At 66.5% G+C, this 18,631-nt stretch carries 17 protein-coding genes; 6 read left to right on the top strand and 11 right to left on the bottom strand.

Translation table 11 applies throughout. The features are described from left to right. Positions 1 to 19 precede the first annotated feature (19 nt). Entirely contained in the window at positions 20 to 1,609 is a 1,590-nt protein-coding gene (locus GO615_RS16230; protein WP_211167172.1) for a DUF1302 domain-containing protein, read from the bottom strand. A 439-nt stretch (positions 1,610 to 2,048) separates the two neighbouring features. Between GO615_RS16230 and oah the strand changes: the two genes are divergently transcribed. Next, positions 2,049 to 3,176: a 6-oxocyclohex-1-ene-1-carbonyl-CoA hydratase gene (gene oah, locus GO615_RS16235; RefSeq protein ID WP_169129879.1), complete on the top strand. Its 1,128-nt coding sequence runs from the start codon at positions 2,049 to 2,051 to the stop codon at positions 3,174 to 3,176. 159 nt (positions 3,177 to 3,335) lie between these two features. On the opposite strand, the gene GO615_RS16240 is transcribed toward oah, so the two are convergent. The 8 genes from GO615_RS16240 to GO615_RS16275 all read right to left on the bottom strand — a co-directional run bounded on the left by GO615_RS16240 (position 3,336) and on the right by GO615_RS16275 (position 12,310). After that, positions 3,336 to 4,979 (bottom strand): electron transfer flavoprotein-ubiquinone oxidoreductase, encoded by a 1,644-nt coding sequence (locus tag GO615_RS16240; protein ID WP_211167173.1) that lies wholly within the window; start codon positions 4,977 to 4,979, stop codon positions 3,336 to 3,338. A gap of 17 nt (positions 4,980 to 4,996) precedes the next feature. Continuing rightward, the gene (locus GO615_RS16245) at positions 4,997 to 5,851 is read right to left on the bottom strand and encodes an SDR family NAD(P)-dependent oxidoreductase (protein WP_169129881.1); all 855 of its coding nucleotides are present in this window, start codon (positions 5,849 to 5,851) and stop codon (positions 4,997 to 4,999) included. A gap of 185 nt (positions 5,852 to 6,036) precedes the next feature. Beyond that, positions 6,037 to 7,206: a helix-turn-helix transcriptional regulator gene (locus GO615_RS16250; RefSeq protein ID WP_339380060.1), complete on the bottom strand. Its 1,170-nt coding sequence runs from the start codon at positions 7,204 to 7,206 to the stop codon at positions 6,037 to 6,039. A gap of 164 nt (positions 7,207 to 7,370) precedes the next feature. Next, positions 7,371 to 8,315, bottom strand: a complete 945-nt coding sequence (locus tag GO615_RS16255) for an electron transfer flavoprotein subunit alpha/FixB family protein (RefSeq protein ID WP_169129883.1) — start codon at positions 8,313 to 8,315, stop codon at positions 7,371 to 7,373. Positions 8,316 to 8,329: 14 nt separating this feature from the next. Continuing rightward, positions 8,330 to 9,079: an electron transfer flavoprotein subunit beta/FixA family protein gene (locus tag GO615_RS16260; protein ID WP_169129885.1), complete on the bottom strand. Its 750-nt coding sequence runs from the start codon at positions 9,077 to 9,079 to the stop codon at positions 8,330 to 8,332. Between the two features lie 155 nt (positions 9,080 to 9,234). Further along, a complete protein-coding gene (locus tag GO615_RS16265) occupies positions 9,235 to 10,290 on the bottom strand; it encodes a ferredoxin--NADP reductase (protein ID WP_169129886.1) in 1,056 nt (351 codons plus the stop codon). After that, the gene (locus GO615_RS16270) at positions 10,287 to 11,045 is read right to left on the bottom strand and encodes an SDR family oxidoreductase (protein ID WP_169129887.1); all 759 of its coding nucleotides are present in this window, start codon (positions 11,043 to 11,045) and stop codon (positions 10,287 to 10,289) included. Before GO615_RS16270 ends, GO615_RS16265 begins: the two co-directional genes overlap by 4 nt. A 41-nt stretch (positions 11,046 to 11,086) precedes the next feature. Further along, complete coding sequence (locus GO615_RS16275) at positions 11,087 to 12,310, bottom strand: acyl-CoA dehydrogenase family protein (RefSeq protein WP_169129888.1); 1,224 nt, start codon at positions 12,308 to 12,310, stop codon at positions 11,087 to 11,089. Positions 12,311 to 12,577: 267 nt separating this feature from the next. On the opposite strand from GO615_RS16275, the gene GO615_RS16280 reads away from it, so the two are divergent. From GO615_RS16280 to GO615_RS16290, 3 genes are all read left to right on the top strand, one after another. Next, positions 12,578 to 13,561 carry a WD40/YVTN/BNR-like repeat-containing protein gene (locus GO615_RS16280; protein ID WP_169129889.1) on the top strand — a complete coding sequence of 328 codons (984 nt, stop codon included), beginning with the start codon at positions 12,578 to 12,580 and terminating at the stop codon, positions 13,559 to 13,561. Positions 13,562 to 13,761: 200 nt separating this feature from the next. Beyond that, complete coding sequence (locus GO615_RS16285; protein ID WP_169129890.1) at positions 13,762 to 14,049, top strand: hypothetical protein; 288 nt, start codon at positions 13,762 to 13,764, stop codon at positions 14,047 to 14,049. Beyond that, positions 14,046 to 14,375: a hypothetical protein gene (locus tag GO615_RS16290; protein WP_169129891.1), complete on the top strand. Its 330-nt coding sequence runs from the start codon at positions 14,046 to 14,048 to the stop codon at positions 14,373 to 14,375. The genes GO615_RS16285 and GO615_RS16290 overlap by 4 nt, the downstream gene beginning before the upstream one ends. Before the next feature lie 34 nt (positions 14,376 to 14,409). Here GO615_RS16290 and GO615_RS16295 read toward each other — a convergent pair whose 3' ends face one another. Then, positions 14,410 to 15,402: a GlxA family transcriptional regulator gene (locus GO615_RS16295; protein WP_211167174.1), complete on the bottom strand. Its 993-nt coding sequence runs from the start codon at positions 15,400 to 15,402 to the stop codon at positions 14,410 to 14,412. A gap of 138 nt (positions 15,403 to 15,540) precedes the next feature. On the opposite strand from GO615_RS16295, the gene GO615_RS16300 reads away from it, so the two are divergent. Beyond that, positions 15,541 to 16,167: a cysteine hydrolase family protein gene (locus GO615_RS16300; RefSeq protein WP_169129893.1), complete on the top strand. Its 627-nt coding sequence runs from the start codon at positions 15,541 to 15,543 to the stop codon at positions 16,165 to 16,167. Positions 16,168 to 16,185: 18 nt separating this feature from the next. On the opposite strand, the gene GO615_RS16305 is transcribed toward GO615_RS16300, so the two are convergent. After that, positions 16,186 to 17,292 carry an aromatic ring-hydroxylating dioxygenase subunit alpha gene (locus tag GO615_RS16305; RefSeq protein WP_169129895.1) on the bottom strand — a complete coding sequence of 369 codons (1,107 nt, stop codon included), beginning with the start codon at positions 17,290 to 17,292 and terminating at the stop codon, positions 16,186 to 16,188. 208 nt (positions 17,293 to 17,500) lie between these two features. Between GO615_RS16305 and GO615_RS16310 the strand changes: the two genes are divergently transcribed. Next, positions 17,501 to 18,583, top strand: a complete 1,083-nt coding sequence (locus GO615_RS16310; RefSeq protein WP_169129897.1) for an MBL fold metallo-hydrolase — start codon at positions 17,501 to 17,503, stop codon at positions 18,581 to 18,583. Positions 18,584 to 18,631 lie beyond the last annotated feature (48 nt).

Genomic DNA, 18,631 nt, shown 5'->3' on the forward strand with positions numbered 1-18,631 from the left:
TTTTTCGGCTTGAACGCAATCAGAAGGTGTATTTGGCGCTGAGCGACACGTAGTCGCGGTCGGTCATCGTCCGGCCATTGGCCAGATCGGGCGAACCGAGGAAGGCGACGTAGGTCAGGCCGACCGTGAAGTTGCCGAGGCGCTTGAAGTCGGCGCCGAGCGTGAGCCGACGGTCGTCCTTGCCCATGCCGGAGAGCGAGCTGCCATCGACGTTCTGCGTCCAGATGGCCTTCGTCGACAGGTCCCAACCGTCGAGCACGTTCGGATAGTCGAAGATCGCGCCCAGGCCCAGCAGCGTCGAGGCCTTCGTCTGCGTGTCGTAGGTGAAGTCCTTGAAGGTGCCGTTCTGGCCCGGCAGGCCGCCGGTGATCGTGAGCTTGTCGACGCCTTCGATGCGCTGATGCACCACTTCGCCCATCAGCGTCGTCTGGTGCGCGAGCTTCGACGGGCCGAGGATGTAGAGGAAATTGAGGTTGCCCTGCGTGAGTTGGCCGCGCGCGGGCGCGCCGTTCGAAAGATAGACCGGGGCGCCGTCGCGGTAGCTGACCTCCGCGCCGATCTGCACGGCATCGCCGATCTTGGTGCTGAGGCTCACACCGGTGAGCTTGATGTCATCGAAGTAGGCGAGCTTGTAGTATGGCGCGCTCGCCGGCGAGGCCTTGCGACCGAAGCGCCCGAACGAGGAGTACTGCGTCGTGCCGGTGAAGTCGAAGAACATCGCGCCGATGCGGTCATGGTAGCGATAGTGGTAGAGGCCGATTTCGGTCGTCTCGCCCAGCCGGAAGCGCGACCCGAGGCCCCACTGGCCGGTGTCGCGCGGTTTGATCTCGCCGGCGAAATTGGCGACGCGGAACGTGTGGTCGGGCAGCGTGTCGATGACGCCCGGCGCCAGGCGGAAGAACTGTGCGCCCGGCCCGAAATAGTCGCTGCCGAAGTAATCGCCCACCGGATTGAGCTGGGTCTCTTCCCACTTGTACTGGTAGTAGCCGGCCAGTGTCAGCCACGGATTCAGCGTGAGGGACGCCGACACCTGGCCGACGGGCAGATAGCCTTCCTTCGCCTCCGTGCCGGGCACGTTGAACTTCGTTGCGTCCACCGGCGACTGACCCTGGCTGATGTTCGGCCAGAACAGGCTTTCGCCCCAAGCCAGCACATGGCGACCCGCCTTCAGCGACAGGAACTGCTCGTCGCCCAGCATCCAGTTGCCATAGGCGAAGGCGTCGAGGATGCGCGAGTTCTTGCCGCTGAGCTGGCGCGTGCGGCTCGTGAATTCGTCATGGTCGCCGGTCTTGTTGACGGTGAGCGGCGAGTCGTTGTCGTTGGAGGACCGATAGGCCCAGTCGTAGAAGCTGCTCGCGCGCAGCATCGCACCGACGTTGTCGTGCTTGAGCCGGACTTCGGCCAGCGCATTGGCGCGATTCGTGAACAGCGAGCCGCGCTTGAAATTGCGCGTGCCGTCGTCGCTGTTGAGGTCGTTCAGGTATTCGCGTGCTGCCTTTTCGGTACGCGTCGACGCGGTGTAGGACAGCGTCAGCGAGTAATCGAGCGTCGTGTCCGGGCCCAGTTGCACCGTCGGCGCCGCGTGCAGCCCGGCACTCGCAAACGCCATCCACAAGGGCGAAAGCGTCCATGCAAGCGGGCGCCTGCGCTTTCCGACCCCATTTCCGTACCTCTCAAGCTGTGATGCAAGCATCCTGTCTCCCTCACGATGTGAGCTCGTTTCGGTTGTCCCCGTCGGGGGCCGAGTCGGCCTGTTGCCTGTTATTGGAATCACCCTGCGGCACGGAGATGCTCGCACCTCGCCCTTGGCGCGACATCACTAAAACGAACTATGGAAAGGCGTGCCGGCAGCGGCGCTGCGGCCCTTTCCGCCCCCTCCCGGCTATCCCATCCCCCGCATGTCCGCATCACCGGAATCGGTGATTCGCGCGCGGCATCGTGCCTGTACGGTCGAGGCGCAATCAAAGATCGAAAACAGATTGTTGGATCGACATCACTGCAATGTGTTGCCGGACATCCTTCCGGCACACCCATACACGGAGACCGACGTGAGCCTGGATTTTCTGAAACGTGACAACGAGCTGAAGAATCACGCCCTGATGGAGAACGAACACCTCGGGGCGTCCGCGCCATCGGTCATCTACGAGAAGCGCCCGGTCCTCGACCCTGCCGGAAAGCCCGTAGACGACCTCTATTCAGCCTGGATCACCCTCAACAACCCGGCGCAATACAACTCCTACACGACCGAGATGGTGAAGGGGGTCATCGAGGCCTTCCAGAAGGCCTCGTCCGACCGCAGCGTCGTTGCAGCGGTGTTCACGGCAGTCGGCGAAAAGGCATGGTGCAGCGGGGGAAACACGGCCGAATACGCGTCCTACTACTCCCGTCGGCCCCAGGAATACGGCGACTACATCGACCTCTTCATCGGCATGGTCGACGGCATCCTCAACTGCAAGAAGCCGGTGATCTGCCGCGTGAACGGCATGCGCGTGGCGGGTGGCCAGGAAATCGGGATGGCGACCGACATCACGATCTCGTCCGACATGGCGGTGTATGGTCAGGCGGGCCCGAAGCACGGGAGCGCGCCGGTGGGCGGCTCGACGGATTTCCTGCCGTGGTTCCTGTCAATGGAAGACGCGATCTACAACTGCGTGTCGTGCGAGCTGTGGAGCGCGTACAAGATGAAGTACAAGGGCATGATCTCGAAGGTCCTGCCGGTGCTGAAGAAGAACGGCGAGTGGATCCCCAATCCGAAGGTGCGGACCGATACCTGGTCCGAGTTGGGGCAAATCGTGTACGGCGAGATGGTTCAGGGGGCGGCGGCGACGGAGGCCGATGCGCTGATCGCGCAATGCGAAGTGGATTTCGAGCTGCTCGACAAGGAAGTGAATGCGCTGATCTGGCGCTTCACGAACCTCTTCCCCAACTGCCTGATGAACTCCATCGACGCGATCCGGGGCAAGAAGAAGTTCTTCTGGGACCAGCAGAAGGCCGCGCAGCGCCACTGGCTCGCCGCGAACATGAACAACGAGGCCTGGCTGGGCTTCAACGCCTTCGAGTCGCGCAAGATCACGGGCAAGGACACGGTTGATTTCGTGAAGTACCGCCAGCTGCTCGCGAAGGGCGCGCAGATCGACGAGCACTTTGCCGAGCAGGTGCTGGCCGCTCCCCGCTGAGCGATGCCTTTGGCGCCTGCTTGCTCGGGCGCCGGTGGAGCCGAGTGGCCCACCGGCGCCCGAGCGGTGTAAAAAACGATGGTGTCACGCAATAGGGAGAGGAGGAGAGCGTCGAAAACCCCAAAAGCGTTCGGTGCGACACCACCGGAAAACTGTCGGCTACATCCCTTGGTAGATCGGCCCCTCGCCGCCCTGCGGCACCACCCAGCTGATGTTTTGCGTCGGGTCCTTGATGTCGCAGGTCTTGCAGTGCACGCAGTTCTGCGCGTTGATCTGCAGACGCGGACCGGCTTCCTCGCGCACGATCTCGTACACGCCGGCCGGGCAGTAGCGCTGCTCGGGGGCGTCGTACTTCGCGAGGTTCACCGCGATCGGCACCGACGCATCCTTCAGCTGCAGGTGGCAGGGCTGGTCTTCCTCGTGGTTGGTGTTCGACAGGAACACCGACGACAGGCGATCGAAGGTCAGCACGCCATCGGGCTTCGGGTAGTCGATCTTTGGGCATTCGGAGGCGAGCTTGAGCTTGTCGTGATCCGAGCTGTTGTGCAGCGTCCACGGGGCCTTGCCGCCTAGGAGCTTCTGGTCGATGCCGAAGAGCAGCGACCCCATCCACAGGCCCTTCTTCATGTAGGGCTTGAAGTTGCGCGTCTTGTGCAGTTCCTCGTGCAGCCAGCTCGACTTGAAGGCTTCCGGGAAGGCGACGAGTTCATCGCGCTGGCGCTCGGCGCCCACCGCCTCGAACGCGGCTTCGGCGGCGAGCATGCCGCTCTTGATCGCGGCGTGGCTGCCCTTGATGCGTGCGGCATTGAGGAAGCCCGCGTCGTCACCGATGAGCGCGCCGCCCGGGAACACGAGTTTGGGCTGGCTCTGCAGGCCGCCCGCGGCAATCGCGCGCGCGCCATACGCGAGACGCTTGCCGCCTTCGAGATATTTGCGGATCTCGGGGTGGGTCTTGTAGCGCTGGAACTCCTCGAACGGCGACAGGTGCGGGTTGGTGTAGTTGAGGCCCACGACGTAGCCGATCGCGACGAGGTTGTCCTCGAGGTGATAGACGAAGCCGCCGCCGTAGGTGTCGGAGGGCAGCGGCCAGCCGGTGGTGTGCACGACGAGCCCCTTCTCGTGGCGCTCGGCCGGTACTTCCCACAGCTCTTTCAGGCCGATGCCGTAGGTTTGCGGATCGACGCCGTCGCGCAGGTTGAATTTTCCTTCGAGCTGCTTGCCCAGGTGTCCACGACAGCCTTCGGCAAACAAGGTGTATTTCGCATGCAACTCCATGCCCGGCTGGTAAGCGGGGCCCTGCTCGCCTTTGCGCGTGACGCCCATGTCGCCGGTCGCAACGCCCTTCACCGCACCGTTCTCGTCGAAGAGGATCTCGGCGCCGGCAAAACCGGGATAGACCTCGACGCCCAGCGCTTCGGCCTGTTCGCCGAGCCACTTCGCGACGTTGCCCAGGCGCACGATGTAGTTGCCGTGGTTCAGGAAACAGTCCGGCAGCAGGCCGTTGGGGACCTTGCGCCCGCCCGTCTCGTTGAGGAAGATCACGCGATCTTCGGTGACCGCGGTGGTCACCGGCGCGCCCTGTTCCTTCCAGTCGGGGATCAATTCGTTCAGCGCGCGCGGATCCATCACCGCGCCCGAGAGGATGTGCGCGCCGATCTCGGCGGCCTTCTCGATCAGGCACACCGCCAGTTCCGTGCCCTTCTCGTTGGCCAACTGCTTGAGCCGGATCGCCGCGGCCAGCCCCGCGGGGCCTCCGCCGACGATCAGGACGTCGAATTCCATCGATTCGCGTTCGTTGCTCATGGCTTACGTGGTTCCGCTCAGGACGCGGCTGGGCCCGCGTGGCGCCAGTCGGGGACGATGCCGTGTTCGAGCGCGAAGGGCTGGGCGTTGATCGTGCGTTTCTGGAATTGCGCCGCATCGTCAGCGGTCGCGAGCCATAGCAGGACGGCAGCCGGGACTTCCGGCGGTGCCGATCCGTTTCGCAGCGCGATCACGCCTTTCTCGCCGATCGTGACCTTCAGCGCGTCTGTGGTCACGACGCCGGGATTGACCGTGAAGGCGCGGATACCCTTTTCACCCAGTTCGACCGACAGGATGCCCGACAGCCGCGACACCGCAGCCTTGCCTGCGCCGTAGGCGTAGCCCCAGCCGCCCCGCCCCGCGGGGACGGGCGGATCGCTTTCGCCGGCGCTCGAGGTGATGTTGATCACGACGCCCTCGCCCTGCGCGAGCATCGCCGGCAGCACGCAGCGCGTGAGCAGGAAGGGCGCCATTATGTAGCCCTGGAACACGCGCTGCAGCGTCGCGGGCTCCAGATCGAGGAAGGGCAGGTTGAGGTCGCTGCCCTGGTAGACGGCGTTGTTGACCAGCACGTCGATGCGGCCGAATTCGCGCAGCACCGCTTCGCCGGCGGCCTGCACCGACGCGTCGTCGAGCAGATCCATGCGGATCGCGAGCGCCTTGCGGCCGAGACTGCGAATGGCGGCGGCGGTTTCCGCGAGGCTCCCGGGCAAGGGGCTCCCGTCCGCCTTGTGCAGGGCGTGCTCATGGGTCTCGCCCTCCTCCATCGTGCGCGCACTGATGGCGACATCGAAACCGGCGCGCGCGAAGGCAATGGCCGTCTCGCGCCCGATGCCGCGGCTGGCTCCCGTCACGAATGCGACTTTCTGCATGGAATCCTCGACGATCGACTGTGTTGAGTGGATATTCGGCTGTTTGACGCGGCGCCGCATCGTCCATTCAGATCATGTCCGGCGCATTTACCGACGGCGAGCAGTCCCGGCCGGAAAATGACGCGGGGGCCCGCTCGGCGTCGCGAGGGGCCCCCGGTGACGATGCTGCCTGCGCAGCGCAGGCTTCAGCGGTTCTTGCTGAGCGCCGCGACGCTGTTGAGCATGATGCGCACGAGCTCGGTCTGCCGCCGCACGCCGGTCTTGGAGAAGATCGAGCGCAGGTGTGCGCGCGCGGTGTTGCGGCGGATGCCGAGGGCCTCGGCGGCCTCCTCCAGCGACAGGCCGTTCGTGAGTTCGAGCGCGAGCGCGGTTTCGGCGGGCGTGAGGTTGAAGAGCTGCTTCGCGACCGTGCTGCTCGCCAGCGACTTGCCGGCCGCATCGCGGATATAGACCACGGCCGCGGGCTGGCCCTTGCCTTCGGCCCATTCGCTCGATGGCACGACCTCGACTACCACTCCCAGGCTCACCAGTCCCGAAGGCCGCGCGATGGACATTGCCTCGGCCACCGCGACATCTTCAGTGCCATAGCGCGCAAACGCGTTGCGCACCAGGCGCTGCAGCTCGCGGTTGTCGCTCGGGTAGGACGCCTCCAGCCGGCCGCCGACGATCTTGAGGCCGTCGGCGGACGCGAGGATCTCCTTCGCAATCAGGTTCTGATCGAGCACCTTGCCGCTCTCGTCCAGCACGATCGTCGCGATCGACAGCCGGCCGATCGCCTGCGCATACATCGCGCCCATCGATTCGCTGCGGTCGAGCTGGTTGTGGATCTGCAGGGCGCGCCGCAGGTGGGGCAGCAGCGCTTCACAGCGTGCGCGGTCCTCGGCCGAGAACTTCGGCGCATCCTCGGGACGCGTGATGCGGAAACGGAGTTTCCCGGCGCCGGGGGTCGCGATATCGACGCCCATGACGTGAAAGACGCCGTGCGCCGCGCACCAATGCTGGTAATAGGACGAGCGCCGCCACTCGCTCTCGCTCATCAGGTCCTCGACCGTAAACACCTTGTCGGCCGGCTGATTGACGAAGGGCGTCGTCGTCTGGGGGTAGTTCATGTAGGTGACGCGGCCGCCGCCCTCGACGTCGCCGACGGCGATCATCAGGCCCTTGTCGGCGAGCTCGGGCGTGCGCAGGATCAGCGTCACGTAGTTCGCCGTGAAGATCTGCCGCAGATATTCGAGCGCGTCCGCCCACGACTTCGTGTCGAGGGCCGCATCGTACAAGGTGCTGACGATCCGGTCGTACTGCTCCAGATCGAAATTCGACTGCATCAGGGACGAAGTCCCCATGGTTGCTTCCACGATCTCTCCTTCACCGGGAATTCGTCTATCGGGGGTTCCCTCCTTTGGGGTTCCCTCCACGTCCCGGTCATCTCACATCGTTGCCGCAACTGCCGGAGCCATTTCGGCCCCGACCCGCGCAGCCCGGAAGCGTCGCCCCCGAACCGCGATCATCTCACTTCTCGTCAGCCCGCCGCGAGCCCGTCCGCCAGCTGCGGGACCGCCTCGAACAGGTCACCCACCAGTCCGAAGTCGGCCACCTGGAAGATCGGCGCGTCCGGATCCTTGTTGATCGCGACGATGACCTTCGAATCCTTCATGCCGGCCAGGTGCTGGATCGCGCCCGAGATGCCGACCGCGACGTACAGGTCGGGCGCGACGATCTTGCCCGTCTGTCCGACCTGGTAGTCGTTGGGCACGTAGCCCGCATCCACCGCCGCACGCGACGCACCGAGCGCCGCGCCGAGCCGATCGGCCAGCGGTTCGAGCACTTCGCGGTATTTCTCACCGCTGCCGAGGCCGCGTCCTCCCGACACCACCACGCGCGCTGCCGCGAGCTCAGGGCGTTCCGACTTGCTCAGTTCGCGTCCGAGCAGGCGCGAAACGCCGAGGTCGGCCGCCGGCGCCCGTTCGCGCACGCCTGCTGCCCCGCCGGAGGGAGCTGCGGCGAACGCCGTAGTGCGCACCGTAATCACCTGGATGGCCTCGTCGGACTCGACCGTCACCATGACGTTTCCAGCATAGACCGGACGCACATAGCGTCCAGCGCCGGCGATCGACACCACGTCGGAGACCGGCGCCACGTCGAGCAATGCGGCCGTCCGCGGGGCAAGATTCTTGCCGAAGCTCGTCCCGCCTGCAACCACGCCCGTGAAACCTTCGCCACGGACGACGTCGGCGACCAGCACGGCGAGGTTCTCCGCCGACTGGTCGCGATAGTGTGCGGCATCCACCGCGATGATTTCGGCAACGCCCGCCAGCCCGGCGGCTTCCCCTGCGACGGCGGCCGTATCGTGACCGGCGACCAGCACATGCACGGGCGCTCCGAATGCCTGCGCGGCCGTGACCGCGTTGAGCGTCGCACCGGCGAGCTTGCCGTTGTCGTGTTCCGCAATGACCAGAACCTTCATATTCTCGGGACTCCTCAGATGACCTTGGCGTCGTTCCTGAGCCGGGCGATCAGGTCGGCCACGTCGGCGACCTTGATGCCCGCCTTGCGGACCGGCGGTTCGGAATATTGCGAATGGCGCAGGCGCGGCGCGATATCGACGCCGAGGTCGGCCGCCGGGATCACGTCCAGCGGCTTCTTCTTCGCCTTCATGATGTTGGGAAGGGTCGCGTAGCGCGGCTCGTTGAGGCGCAGGTCCGACGTCACGACCGCCGGCAGCTTCAGTTCGAGCGTCTCGAGCCCCCCGTCGACCTCGCGCGTGACGCGCAGGGTCTCACCCTCGACGCAGAGCTTCGACGCGAAGGTCGCCTGCGCCCAGCCCATCAGCGCAGCCAGGATCTGCCCGGTCTGGTTGGCATCGTCGTCGATCGCCTGCTTGCCGCAGATCACCAGCTGCGGCTGCTCGCGATCGGCGACGGCCTTCAGCAGCTTGCCCACGGCCAGCGGCTGCAGCTCGGCGTCGGTCTCGACCAGGATCGCGCGGTCCGCGCCCATGGCGAGCGCGGTGCGCAGCGTCTCCTGGCTCGCGGCGCTGCCGCAGCTCACGGCGACGACCTCCGTCGCGATGCCGGCCTCCTTCAGGCGCACGGCCTCTTCGACCGAAATCTCATCGAAGGGGTTGATGGCCATCTTGACGCCGGCGAGCTCGACTCCGCTGCGGTCGGACTTCACCCGCACCTTGACGTTGTAATCGACCACCCGCTTCACGGGGACCAGAATCTTCACTTGCTTCTCCCACTCGGAACGTGATTTGGATGTGCCGGCCGCCGAATCGGCGTATGGCCGGCTCCTGAACCAATCATCGCGGCCGCGGAGAAGGGAGACATCCCCCAACAGGACTAATCGGAACAGAGGCCGGAGCCCGCGCCCTGGCGGCCGGATCAGCCGGGAAAGCGCACGCGCAGGCGTTGCGAGGTCGGGATGGCCTGGCAGGAAAGGGTCCAGGCGCGGTCGAGGTCCTTCTGGTCGAGCACCTCGTTGTGGCGCAGATGCACGCTACCTTCCTCGACCTGGCACATGCACGACGCACACATGCCGGCCTGGCACGAATGCGGCGCGTTGATGCCGGCGCGCAGCATCGCGTCGAGCAAGGTCTCGCTGCCGCCGCAGGCGATCGCGTGGCGCTCGCCGTCGAGCGAGACTTCGAGCTCGGCCTGCTCGACGACCGCCGCGGGGGCCGTCGCCGCCGCAGCGGCGCTCACCGCAACGGCATCCTCCTCGTCGGGCAGCGACACGAAACGTTCCACGTGCACGGCCTCGCCCGCCATGCCGATGATTTCCAGCGCCGCGACGCTCGCGTCCATGAAGGCCGAGGGGCCGCAGATGAAGGCCTGCGCGTCATGCCAGGGTCGTGCGAGCTCGGCGAGCTGCGCGACGGACGGCACACCTTGCACCGAGTCCAGCCAGTGGATCACCTGCAGGCGCGAGGGATGAGCCGCCGCGAGTTCCCTGAGGCCGTCGCGGAAGATGACGGACCGCTCGTCGCGGTTCGCATAGATCAGCCCGACGCGTCCCTGCCCGTGGGCGAGCGCGGAGCGGAGAATGGAATACGCGGGCGTGATGCCGCTGCCGGCCGCGAAGAGGATGAAATCCGCCTGCAGCGCGCGCGGCGTGAACACCCCGGCCGGCGCCATGACGTCGAGCGTGTCGCCCGCCTTCAGGTGGTCGCACAGCCAGTTCGACGCGCGACCGTGCGCGACGCGCTTGACCGTAACGCGCGGCCGGGCGTCCAGCGTGGGGGCGCTCGACATCGAATAGCAGCGCGGCAGATGGCGGCCCAGCACGGGCACGCGCAGCGTCAGGAACTGGCCGGGACGGTACCTGAAGGTCTCGGCAAGATCCGCCGGCACCTCGAATTCGAAGGACTTCGAGTCGTGCGTCTCCGCAACGACCGAAGCGATCCTCAGCGCATGCCAGCGCGTCGGGGCCGTGCTCATAGCCCCATGCCCAGGATCGCGTTGTCGACGCGGATCTCGGCGCCGCTCACGAAGCGCGATTCGTCCGAGACGAGGAACAGAACCACGCTGGCGATTTCCTCCGGCATGCACGCGCGCCCGCCCCGATTCTTCGCGGGATCGAACAGCATGTACTTGGGATCGACGCCGGGCGCGCTCGCCTGCATCATCGGCGTGTAGATTCCGTCCGGATGGACCGAATTGACGCGCACCGCATAGCCGCGCTTGCGGCAGTGGAGCGCCGCGGCACGCGTCACGGCACCCACCGCGGCCTTCGACGCGCTATAGGCCGCGTAACCGTCCACGGGCAGCCACGATGAAACGGAAGCCATGTTGACGATGGCGCCGCCGCGCGCCTTCAGCGCCAGCACGCCGTACTTGCAGCCGAGGAACACCGAATCGGCGTTTACGCGCTGGATGCGCTGCCAGTGCTCGAGGGTGGCTTCCTCCAGCGACGCCGATTCGAGGATGCCGGCATTATTGACCACGGCGTCGAGCTGGCCGAAGCGCGCCTCGGCGGCAGCCATCACCGACTTCCAGTCCTCTTCGCTCGACACGTCATGGCGCACAAACACCGCCTGCTCGCCGACTTCCTGCGCCAGCGCCTCGCCGGCCTCGACGTTGCGGTCGGTCAGCACCACACGCGCCCCCTCGCGCGCCATCAGCAGCACGTCTTCCCGTCCCACTCCGCTCGCACCGCCCGTCACGAGCACGACCTTTCCATTTAGCCGTCCCATCGTCCTCTCCCCTGTGTTGTCCATCTGTCGGCCCGTGGCGATTACACGAAGGGATCCGCGTTGGGCAGCCCGAGCATCACGGCGCCATGCGCGCGCGCATACGCGTCCGTGTTGTTCGCGATGTGCGCCCGCGCCTGATGGATGTCGCGGAAGACGCGTTCCACCGGATTCGTGCGGAACGTGCCGGAGGCGGCGCAAGCGCGCAGCAGCTCATCGGCCATGCGCGCGCACACCTTGGGCACCTGCGAGGCCTGGGCGCGCTGCATCAGGCGCTCCTCGACCGGCATCCGCTCGCCATTGCGCGCGCACTGCACGATGCGCGCGTAGTTGCGGAACAGCACGAGCTTGAGCTGGTCGGTCGTCATCATCGCTTCCGCCACCGCCGTCTGCGCGTTCGGATCCTCGGCCGTCTTCGCGCCGTGCTTGCCCACGTGCGCCGCCGCCCGCTCCCGGAAGCTCGCGATCGCCCCGTCGAGCGCGCCGATGCACGAGGACGACACCGCGCGCTGGAACACCTGCGTGAAGGGGATACGGTACAGCCAGCCGGAGTTCAGTTCGCGCCCGGGGCAGCCGGCATCGGAGTGATCGTTGGTGCGCTGGGTGCGATGCGCGGGCACGAAGGCATTGTCGACGACGATGTCATGGCTGCCGGTCGCGCGCAGGCCCAACACGTCCCAGTTGCGCTCGATACGGTAATCCGACTTCGGCAACAGGAAGGTCGTGTGCTCGAAGCCCTCGGCGCCGTCGCGTTTCGGCAGCAGGCCGCCGAGGAAGATCCATTCGCAGTGATCGACGCCGCTCGAGAAGCTCCAGCGGCCGGACAAGCGGTACCCGCCCTCGACCTTCTCCGCCTTGCCCACTGGCATGTAGGTCGACGCGATCAGCGTGCCGGAATCCTTCGCCCACACGTCCTGCTGCGCCTGCTCGGGGAACAGCGGCAGCTGCCAGTTATGCACGCCGATGACGCCGTAGATCCACGCCGTCGACATGCAGCCTTCGGCGAGCGCCATCTGGATCCGATAGAACACGCGCGGATCGAGCTCGTAGCCGCCCCAGCGGCGCGGCTGGAGCACGCGGAAGAGGCCCGCGGCGGCGATCTCGCGCACCGACTCCGCGGGCACCATCCCTTCCCGCTCGGCATCGCTCGCTCGTGCCGCCAGCCGCGGCGCCAACTCGCGCGCCCGCTGCAGCAGCTCGACCGCGTCGGGGGTCATGTAGTCTTCGGCGAGCACACCCGCCACCTGGTCTTCGCTCAGAATGCCCATCTATCTGTCTCCTCGAACGCGTGCCCGCCGTCATGCAAACATCGCAATGGGGCATTTGCCCCGTTGTCGCAAGGTTTTCATACGCACCGCAGCGACTCATCGTCTGAACGGACTAACGCTGCGACGCGCAGGGAATATGTCCCGGGCAAGAGCGCGTTGGGCGGCCGCATTAACCCGTTTGGACGATGCCCAACCCCCCGCGCCGTCAATAATTGGCGCACACTGCCGAGGCCTCAGGCGGCAGACCGTTCATCAAGGAGACAGTCCATGCGAACCCTCGTCGGCTTGGCGATTGCATTGGCCGTGGCGCTTGCCGGGGTCTACGCGTTTTCGCCGCGCAGCGTGCCCCCGCTTGCCGCCACCCGCATCCCGGTGGACCGGATGCAACTCACGACCATCGTGCGTACAGCAGCCGGACTGGTTACCGCGGGCGAACTCGGGACCATCCTCGTCTCCACCGACGAAGGCGCGAACTGGCGCCGCGCAAACCTCTCCGCCAACCGCCAGGCCCTGATCACGCGCCTCGTGTTCGCCGACGACAAGACCGGCATCGCCCTCGGGCACGAGGGCTGGATACTGCGCACTGCCGACGGCGGCCTCAACTGGGTCGAGGTTGCCTTCGCCGAGAAGAACGGCGAGCCGCTGATGTCCGCCGCCCGCCTGCCCTCGGGCGAATGGATCGCGGTCGGCGCCTTCGGCCGCTCCCTGCGCTCGACCGACGACGCCAACACCTGGGAGGAGCATGCCATCGGCGAACAGGAGGACTGGCACCGCAACTACATCGCCGCGTCCCGCGACAAGAAGACCTGGCTGATCGTCGGCGAGGCGGGCACGATGCAGCGTTCGACCGACGGCGGACAGGCGTGGACCAAGGTGCCCCAGTTCTACAACGGCTCGCTCTATGGCGCCGTGAATCTCGGCGACGCGCGCTGGGTTGCCTACGGCATGCGCGGCAACGCGTTCCACAGCACCGATGACGGCGCCACCTGGGCCCCCTCGCGCATGCAGGCACCCATCTCCACCTACAGCCACGCGTTCGACCGGGACGGCAGGCTGCTCCTGGTCGGCCAGGGCGGCATCGTGCTCGCGAGCGCCGACGGCGGCGCGAGTTTCAGCGTCGTGCGCAAGGGCGGCCGCGAAGCCCTCACGGATCTCATCGCGTTCGCCGACGGGAAATGGCTGCTCGCGAGCGACAGCGGCCTGCAGGACTGGGCGCCGAAAGCGCCCGCCGCACCGAAAAACGCCTCCTAGTCCAAACCCGCATCCTCCGCCGGCATCGCTCCCCCGGGCGACGCCGGCGCGCCTTTTACGCCCCCCGCAAGTCCGAAAATTCCCCTCGGCACGCGCCCGCTCGTCCGCTCGGACTATTCGAAAGGGACGATGCGCCGCCCTGGCCGCACGGACAGAATCGGTAACGTCAGGTCAATTCCGGCGCGACCGGATCGGAGGCGATGATGGGCAAGCTCATTCGGATCGACGAATACCGCAGGCGCGCGCCCCGAAGCGCGGATGCGGACCCCGAAGTCTGGTCATGCGGTGCTTGCGGCGAAAGCGCCTGGACTGTCACCACCTCGGGGGGCCTGCGCTGCCGGCACTGCGGCACCGCAGCCGCGAACCTGCGTGTCGCCGACGGCACCCCGGCGGTTCCGCCCAGCACCGCCGAACCCATGCCGCCGCTGCCGTGGATGCCGCTCGCAGCGTCCGGCCAATGGTGGTGGACCTGGGCGCGGCAATCATGACCGCCGCACTCAGCCCCACCGCGCTGCAGGGCGAGAACCGGCGCTTCCGCAACACCGGCGGCCGCAGCGAGGAAAACCGGCCGCTGGGCTTCCGCCCCGCTTTCAAGGATGTCGCCTCCGGCGCCGTCTACGACTCGCGCTTCGCCGACGGCCGCCCAGCCCCCTTCCACTTGCTGGACGGACTGCCCGAAGACGTCATTCTGCACCGCGACCCGACCGGTCGCGTCGGGCGGGTAAAAGACAGCATCGTCTCGGGCTTCGTCCTGAACGGGCAGTTCTACACGCGCGAAGAGGCCGCGCAGGAAGTGGCGGCGCTGGCGGCCTGAGCCCCTGATGCGCACCGTCACCGGAGTTCGCTGATCAGCGCGGCGGCGACGCCGACGCGGTCCCTCGCGCCTCGCAGAACGCCCGCCGATACGCTGAGGGGCTGGTACCGATATGCGCCGCAAAATGCTGGCGCAAGGACAAGGCCGAGCCGAACCCCACATCGGTCGCGATGTGCTCGACCGGCAAGGCCGTGGTCTCGAGCAATTGCTGCGCACGCGCCAGACGCTCGGTCACGAGCCACCTCGCCACCGTCGTGCCGGTGGCCTCGCGAAAACGCCGAGTGAAGGTTCGCCGACTCATACAAGCGGCTTCGGCCATGCGGTCTAGCGAAAGTGGCTCACCCAGCCGGCCCCGCGCCCACTCCAACACTCCCGGCAGCCGATGCTCGCTCGGCAAGGCGGGCACCGGCTGCTCGACGAATTGCGCTTGTCCGCCTTGGCGGTGCGGCGGCGTCACCAAGAGACGAGCAATGCGGTTGGCTACGTCCGCGCCATGGCGCTGGCGCACGAGATTCAAACAACAGTCTATCGCCGCCACCGTGCCCGCCGAGGTGACGATCCCCCCGTCGTCCTCATACAGCACATCGGCGCGGAAATCGGCGCGAGGAAAGCGTCGTGCGAAAAGCTCGCGCCATCCCCAATGGGTCGTCGCACGTCGGCCATCGAGCAAACCCGCATCGCCCAGCACGAACGCGCCCAGGCACAATCCGACCACCTGGGCGCCGCGCGCATGAGCATCGCGCAAGGCATCAGTGAGTCCCGGCGGCGCCGGGGTTTCGGGCTCGTTCCAGGATGGAACGATGACGAGATCGGCATCGCCCATCGCCGCCAGACCGTCCGGCACGTCGATCTCGATCCCTCCCGCACAACGCACGCGGCCGGATTCGGAAGCGCAGTATCGCACCTCGTGCGGCGGCAACCCGCACTGCGACCGATCGCCGCCGAGCACGAGGCCGGGAACCGATACGTGGAAGAGACTGATGTCCTCAAAGACGACGACGGCGACACGGATCGGCGACACGAGCATTCTCCCCACGCGACGCTTGAAAATGGCCCGATTTTATCTCATCAATGTTTTCGGGCCACTATTGCAATGCGGGCCCCTGCACGACAATGCAGTCACGGATAGGCCTTCACGCCCCCCGTCGATCAACCGGAGACCCTCATGCCAGCTTCCCCCCGTCGCGCACTGCTCGTTATCGACGTGCAGAACGAATACTTCACGGGCAAATTGCGAATCGAATTCCCGCCCGTCGAATTGTCGTTGCCCAACATCGCGCTCGCCATGGACACGGCGCGAGCGGCCGGAATTCCGGTCATCGTCGTGCAACACGACACGCCCGAAGGCGCACCCGTGTTTGCCCGGGGCTCGGACACCTGGCAACTGCATCCCGTCGTCGCGGAACGCCCCGCCGACCATTGCATCAACAAGACCCAGGCCAGCGCCTTTGCGGGCACTGACCTGGGCCAATGGCTTTCCGATCAGGGCATCGACACGCTCACGGTGGTCGGCTACATGACCCACAACTGCGATGCGGCCACGATCTATGAAGCGTCCCATCGCGGATTGACGGTCGAGTTCATGGCCGACGCGACCGGCTCGCTGCCCTACGCAAACGCGGCCGGGCAGGCGAGCGCCGAGGAAATTCACCGCGTCTTCAGCACCGTCTTCCATTCGAACTTCGCCGCGGTCACAAGCACCGCCCACTGGGTGGCGGCCGTGCGCGACGGCGCGCGGATCGAACGCGACAACGTGTTTCTGTCCAATCAGCGCGCGAAAGGACTCGCCTGACGCGCACCACGCATCCGCTCAGGCCGCCGCGGCCGGCTCCGTATACGGCGTCGCGCCGCGCGGCACGTAGAGCCCTTCGCACTGATCGAGGAATTCCTGCTTCTTCGCGCGCGGGTTGTAGAACTGCTTGTACCAGATGCGCGCTTTCATGAAGGGGCCGTCGCTGGGGATGAAGAGGCCGTTGAGGCAGGGGGCCTTGTTCATCCACACCTCGAAGTCCTGCATGAACGCGAGGCGGCTCGCTTCCTGGAACTGGCGCGCGGCGATCGTGTCGGGGACGGTGGCGACGGCGTTGCCGCCCGGCGACTTCACGAGCAGCGAGTGCCAGACCTTGATCGAGCCGTCATCGACTGGGGTGTGGGTGATCATCAGCACGGAGTCGTAGAGGCCGGTCAGATACGAAATCAGCACGCTGGGACCGTGGTAGGTGGTGTCGGTGTGGAGGATGGGGCTCACGCCGTCGGCACCGACCAGGGTGCGGTGCGGGCCGCACTGGCGCTGCGTGGCGGTATGGCCGCGGAACTCGTTCTCGTAGCGCTCGACGGTCGAGCCGTGGATGGGGCTGAGGTGGCCGTAGTCGCAGATGTTGTCGATGACTTCCTGCGGGTGCTGGTTCAGCACGCCGAGGTGGTCGAACTTCCAGCGCACCCAGGAAGGGTCGTCCCATTGCGGCAGGCTCGGGTGCTCCCACTCGGGCTCGCCGCCCTCCGGGTCGTGCCACACCCAGATCGCACCGAGGCTCTCGACGACCGTCCAGGACTTCACGCAGGCCGTGGCCGGAATCGGCCCCTGGTGGTAGGGGATGTCGTCACACTTGCCGTCCGCGCCGAAACGCCAGGCGTGGTAGGGGCAGCGGATGCTGTCGCCCTCGACGTTGCTGCCGCCGCCGTCGATCACGACGTAGGACGTGGTGTTCTGCGCCGCGAGGTGGGTCTTCATGTGCGGGCAGTAGGCGTCGAGCAGCACGATCTTGCCGGTCGCGCGGCCGCGGTACAGCGCGAAGTCCTTGCCGAAGAAGCGCACCGCGAGCGGCTTGTGGGTGTTGAGTTCCTCGGCGTCGGCGATCATGAACCAGCCGCGCGGATAGGTGAATTCGCCGATGCGGTAATCTTTGGTGGTGGCCATCGAGCTCTCCTCTGGATGGGATATGGGGAATTTCACCCAGATTTTCGAGTTCGCCGCCCCGGCCTGCATCATCTGTTTGGACGATGGTCCGGCGCTCGCTCGGGCACCCGAGGGGACATCGTCCTTTTGGACGTTTTTCCGCGGCACCAGCCCGGTCTAGATTGCAGCAACGATCGGATTTCTCCGACCGCAGCACACAGGAGCATTCATGCCAGACCACGGGCTTGTTTCGGAACCGGCGTCGGCCGGAAAGGAAAAGGAGGCAGGGGCGCTCGAATATCCGTTTGCCGCCCCGGCGCCCGATGGCGAAGTCGTCGAGCTGGCGCCCGGAATCCTCTGGGCGCGCATCCCGATGCCGATGCAGCTCGACCACATCAACGTCTACCTGCTGGAGGATGGCGACGGCTGGCTGGTCGTCGACACGGGCCTGAACACCGGGAAGTCCAAGGCCCTGTGGGAGACGATCATCGCCCGCCACCTGAAGGGCCTGCCGGTGAAGGGTCTGATCTGCACGCACTTCCATTACGACCACGCCGGACTCGCGGCCTGGTTCACGGAGCGTTTCGACATCCCGCTCTTCATGACCCACGGTGAGTTCTTCACGATGCGGGGCCTGAGCGAACAGGTGCCCGACCCGCTGCCCGTGCCGCTGCGCCAGTTCTACCGCCGCGCAGGGATGCCGGACGCGCGCATCGACCGGATGTTCGGCGCCCTGCGGCGCGACCCCTTCATGCCGCCTCACCCGCACGCCTTCCGGCGGCTGCGGGAAGGCGACGAGCTCGGCATTGGCGGGCGCACGTGGCGCGTGATCATCGGCGAGGGGCATTCGCCGGAACACGCCTGCCTGTACTGCGCGACCGACCGCATCCTGATCGCCGGCGACCAGCTCCTGCCGCGCATCACGTCGAACGTGCTGGTGTCCGGCGTCGAACCGGAGGCGAATCCGCTGAAGCTGTGGCTCGAATCGCTGGAGCGCCTCGATCGCCTGGCGCCGGAGACGCTCGTGCTGCCTTCCCACCAGCTGGTCTTCCGCGGCCTCAACGCGCGCGTACGCGAGTTTCGCGAACACCATCGCCACCAGTTCGACGTTCTGCACGAGATCGTGGCTCACGCAGGCAGCTGCACGGCGTTCGAGGCCATGGGCAGCCTGTTCCCGCGCATCCTCGGCGGCGCCGACGACATGCTCGCGATCGGCGAGACCATTGCGCACCTGTCGTGGTTGCGCTACGAAGGCGAACTGCGACGCGTGCTCGACGACGACGGCGCCTACCGCTTCAGCGCGGCGAACTGAAGACTCACTGATCTGCACGAACAAGGAAGGCGACGGGGCGGATGCCGC

The organism is Aromatoleum evansii, assembly GCF_012910805.1.
Taxonomy (GTDB): Bacteria; Pseudomonadota; Gammaproteobacteria; order Burkholderiales; family Rhodocyclaceae; genus Aromatoleum; species Aromatoleum evansii.

Bases quoted from the DNA above. Each gene is read 5' to 3' on its own strand.
- GO615_RS16290 (WP_169129891.1), top strand. From the start codon at position 14,046: ATGACCGCCGCACTCAGCCCCACCGCGCTGCAGGGCGAGAACCGGCGC.
- GO615_RS16270 (WP_169129887.1), bottom strand. From the start codon at position 11,045: ATGGGACGGCTAAATGGAAAGGTCGTGCTCGTGACGGGCGGTGCGAGC.
- GO615_RS16265 (WP_169129886.1), bottom strand. From the start codon at position 10,290: ATGAGCACGGCCCCGACGCGCTGGCATGCGCTGAGGATCGCTTCGGTC.
- GO615_RS16305 (WP_169129895.1), bottom strand. From the start codon at position 17,292: ATGGCCACCACCAAAGATTACCGCATCGGCGAATTCACCTATCCGCGC.
- GO615_RS16275 (WP_169129888.1), bottom strand. From the start codon at position 12,310: ATGGGCATTCTGAGCGAAGACCAGGTGGCGGGTGTGCTCGCCGAAGAC.
- GO615_RS16255 (WP_169129883.1), bottom strand. From the start codon at position 8,315: ATGAAGGTTCTGGTCATTGCGGAACACGACAACGGCAAGCTCGCCGGT.
- GO615_RS16295 (WP_211167174.1), bottom strand. From the start codon at position 15,402: ATGCTCGTGTCGCCGATCCGTGTCGCCGTCGTCGTCTTTGAGGACATC.
- GO615_RS16230 (WP_211167172.1), bottom strand. From the start codon at position 1,609: ATGGCGTTTGCGAGTGCCGGGCTGCACGCGGCGCCGACGGTGCAACTG.
- GO615_RS16300 (WP_169129893.1), top strand. From the start codon at position 15,541: ATGCCAGCTTCCCCCCGTCGCGCACTGCTCGTTATCGACGTGCAGAAC.
- GO615_RS16285 (WP_169129890.1), top strand. From the start codon at position 13,762: ATGATGGGCAAGCTCATTCGGATCGACGAATACCGCAGGCGCGCGCCC.
- GO615_RS16240 (WP_211167173.1), bottom strand. From the start codon at position 4,979: ATGAGCAACGAACGCGAATCGATGGAATTCGACGTCCTGATCGTCGGC.
- GO615_RS16310 (WP_169129897.1), top strand. From the start codon at position 17,501: ATGCCAGACCACGGGCTTGTTTCGGAACCGGCGTCGGCCGGAAAGGAA.
- GO615_RS16280 (WP_169129889.1), top strand. From the start codon at position 12,578: ATGCGAACCCTCGTCGGCTTGGCGATTGCATTGGCCGTGGCGCTTGCC.
- GO615_RS16245 (WP_169129881.1), bottom strand. From the start codon at position 5,851: ATGCAGAAAGTCGCATTCGTGACGGGAGCCAGCCGCGGCATCGGGCGC.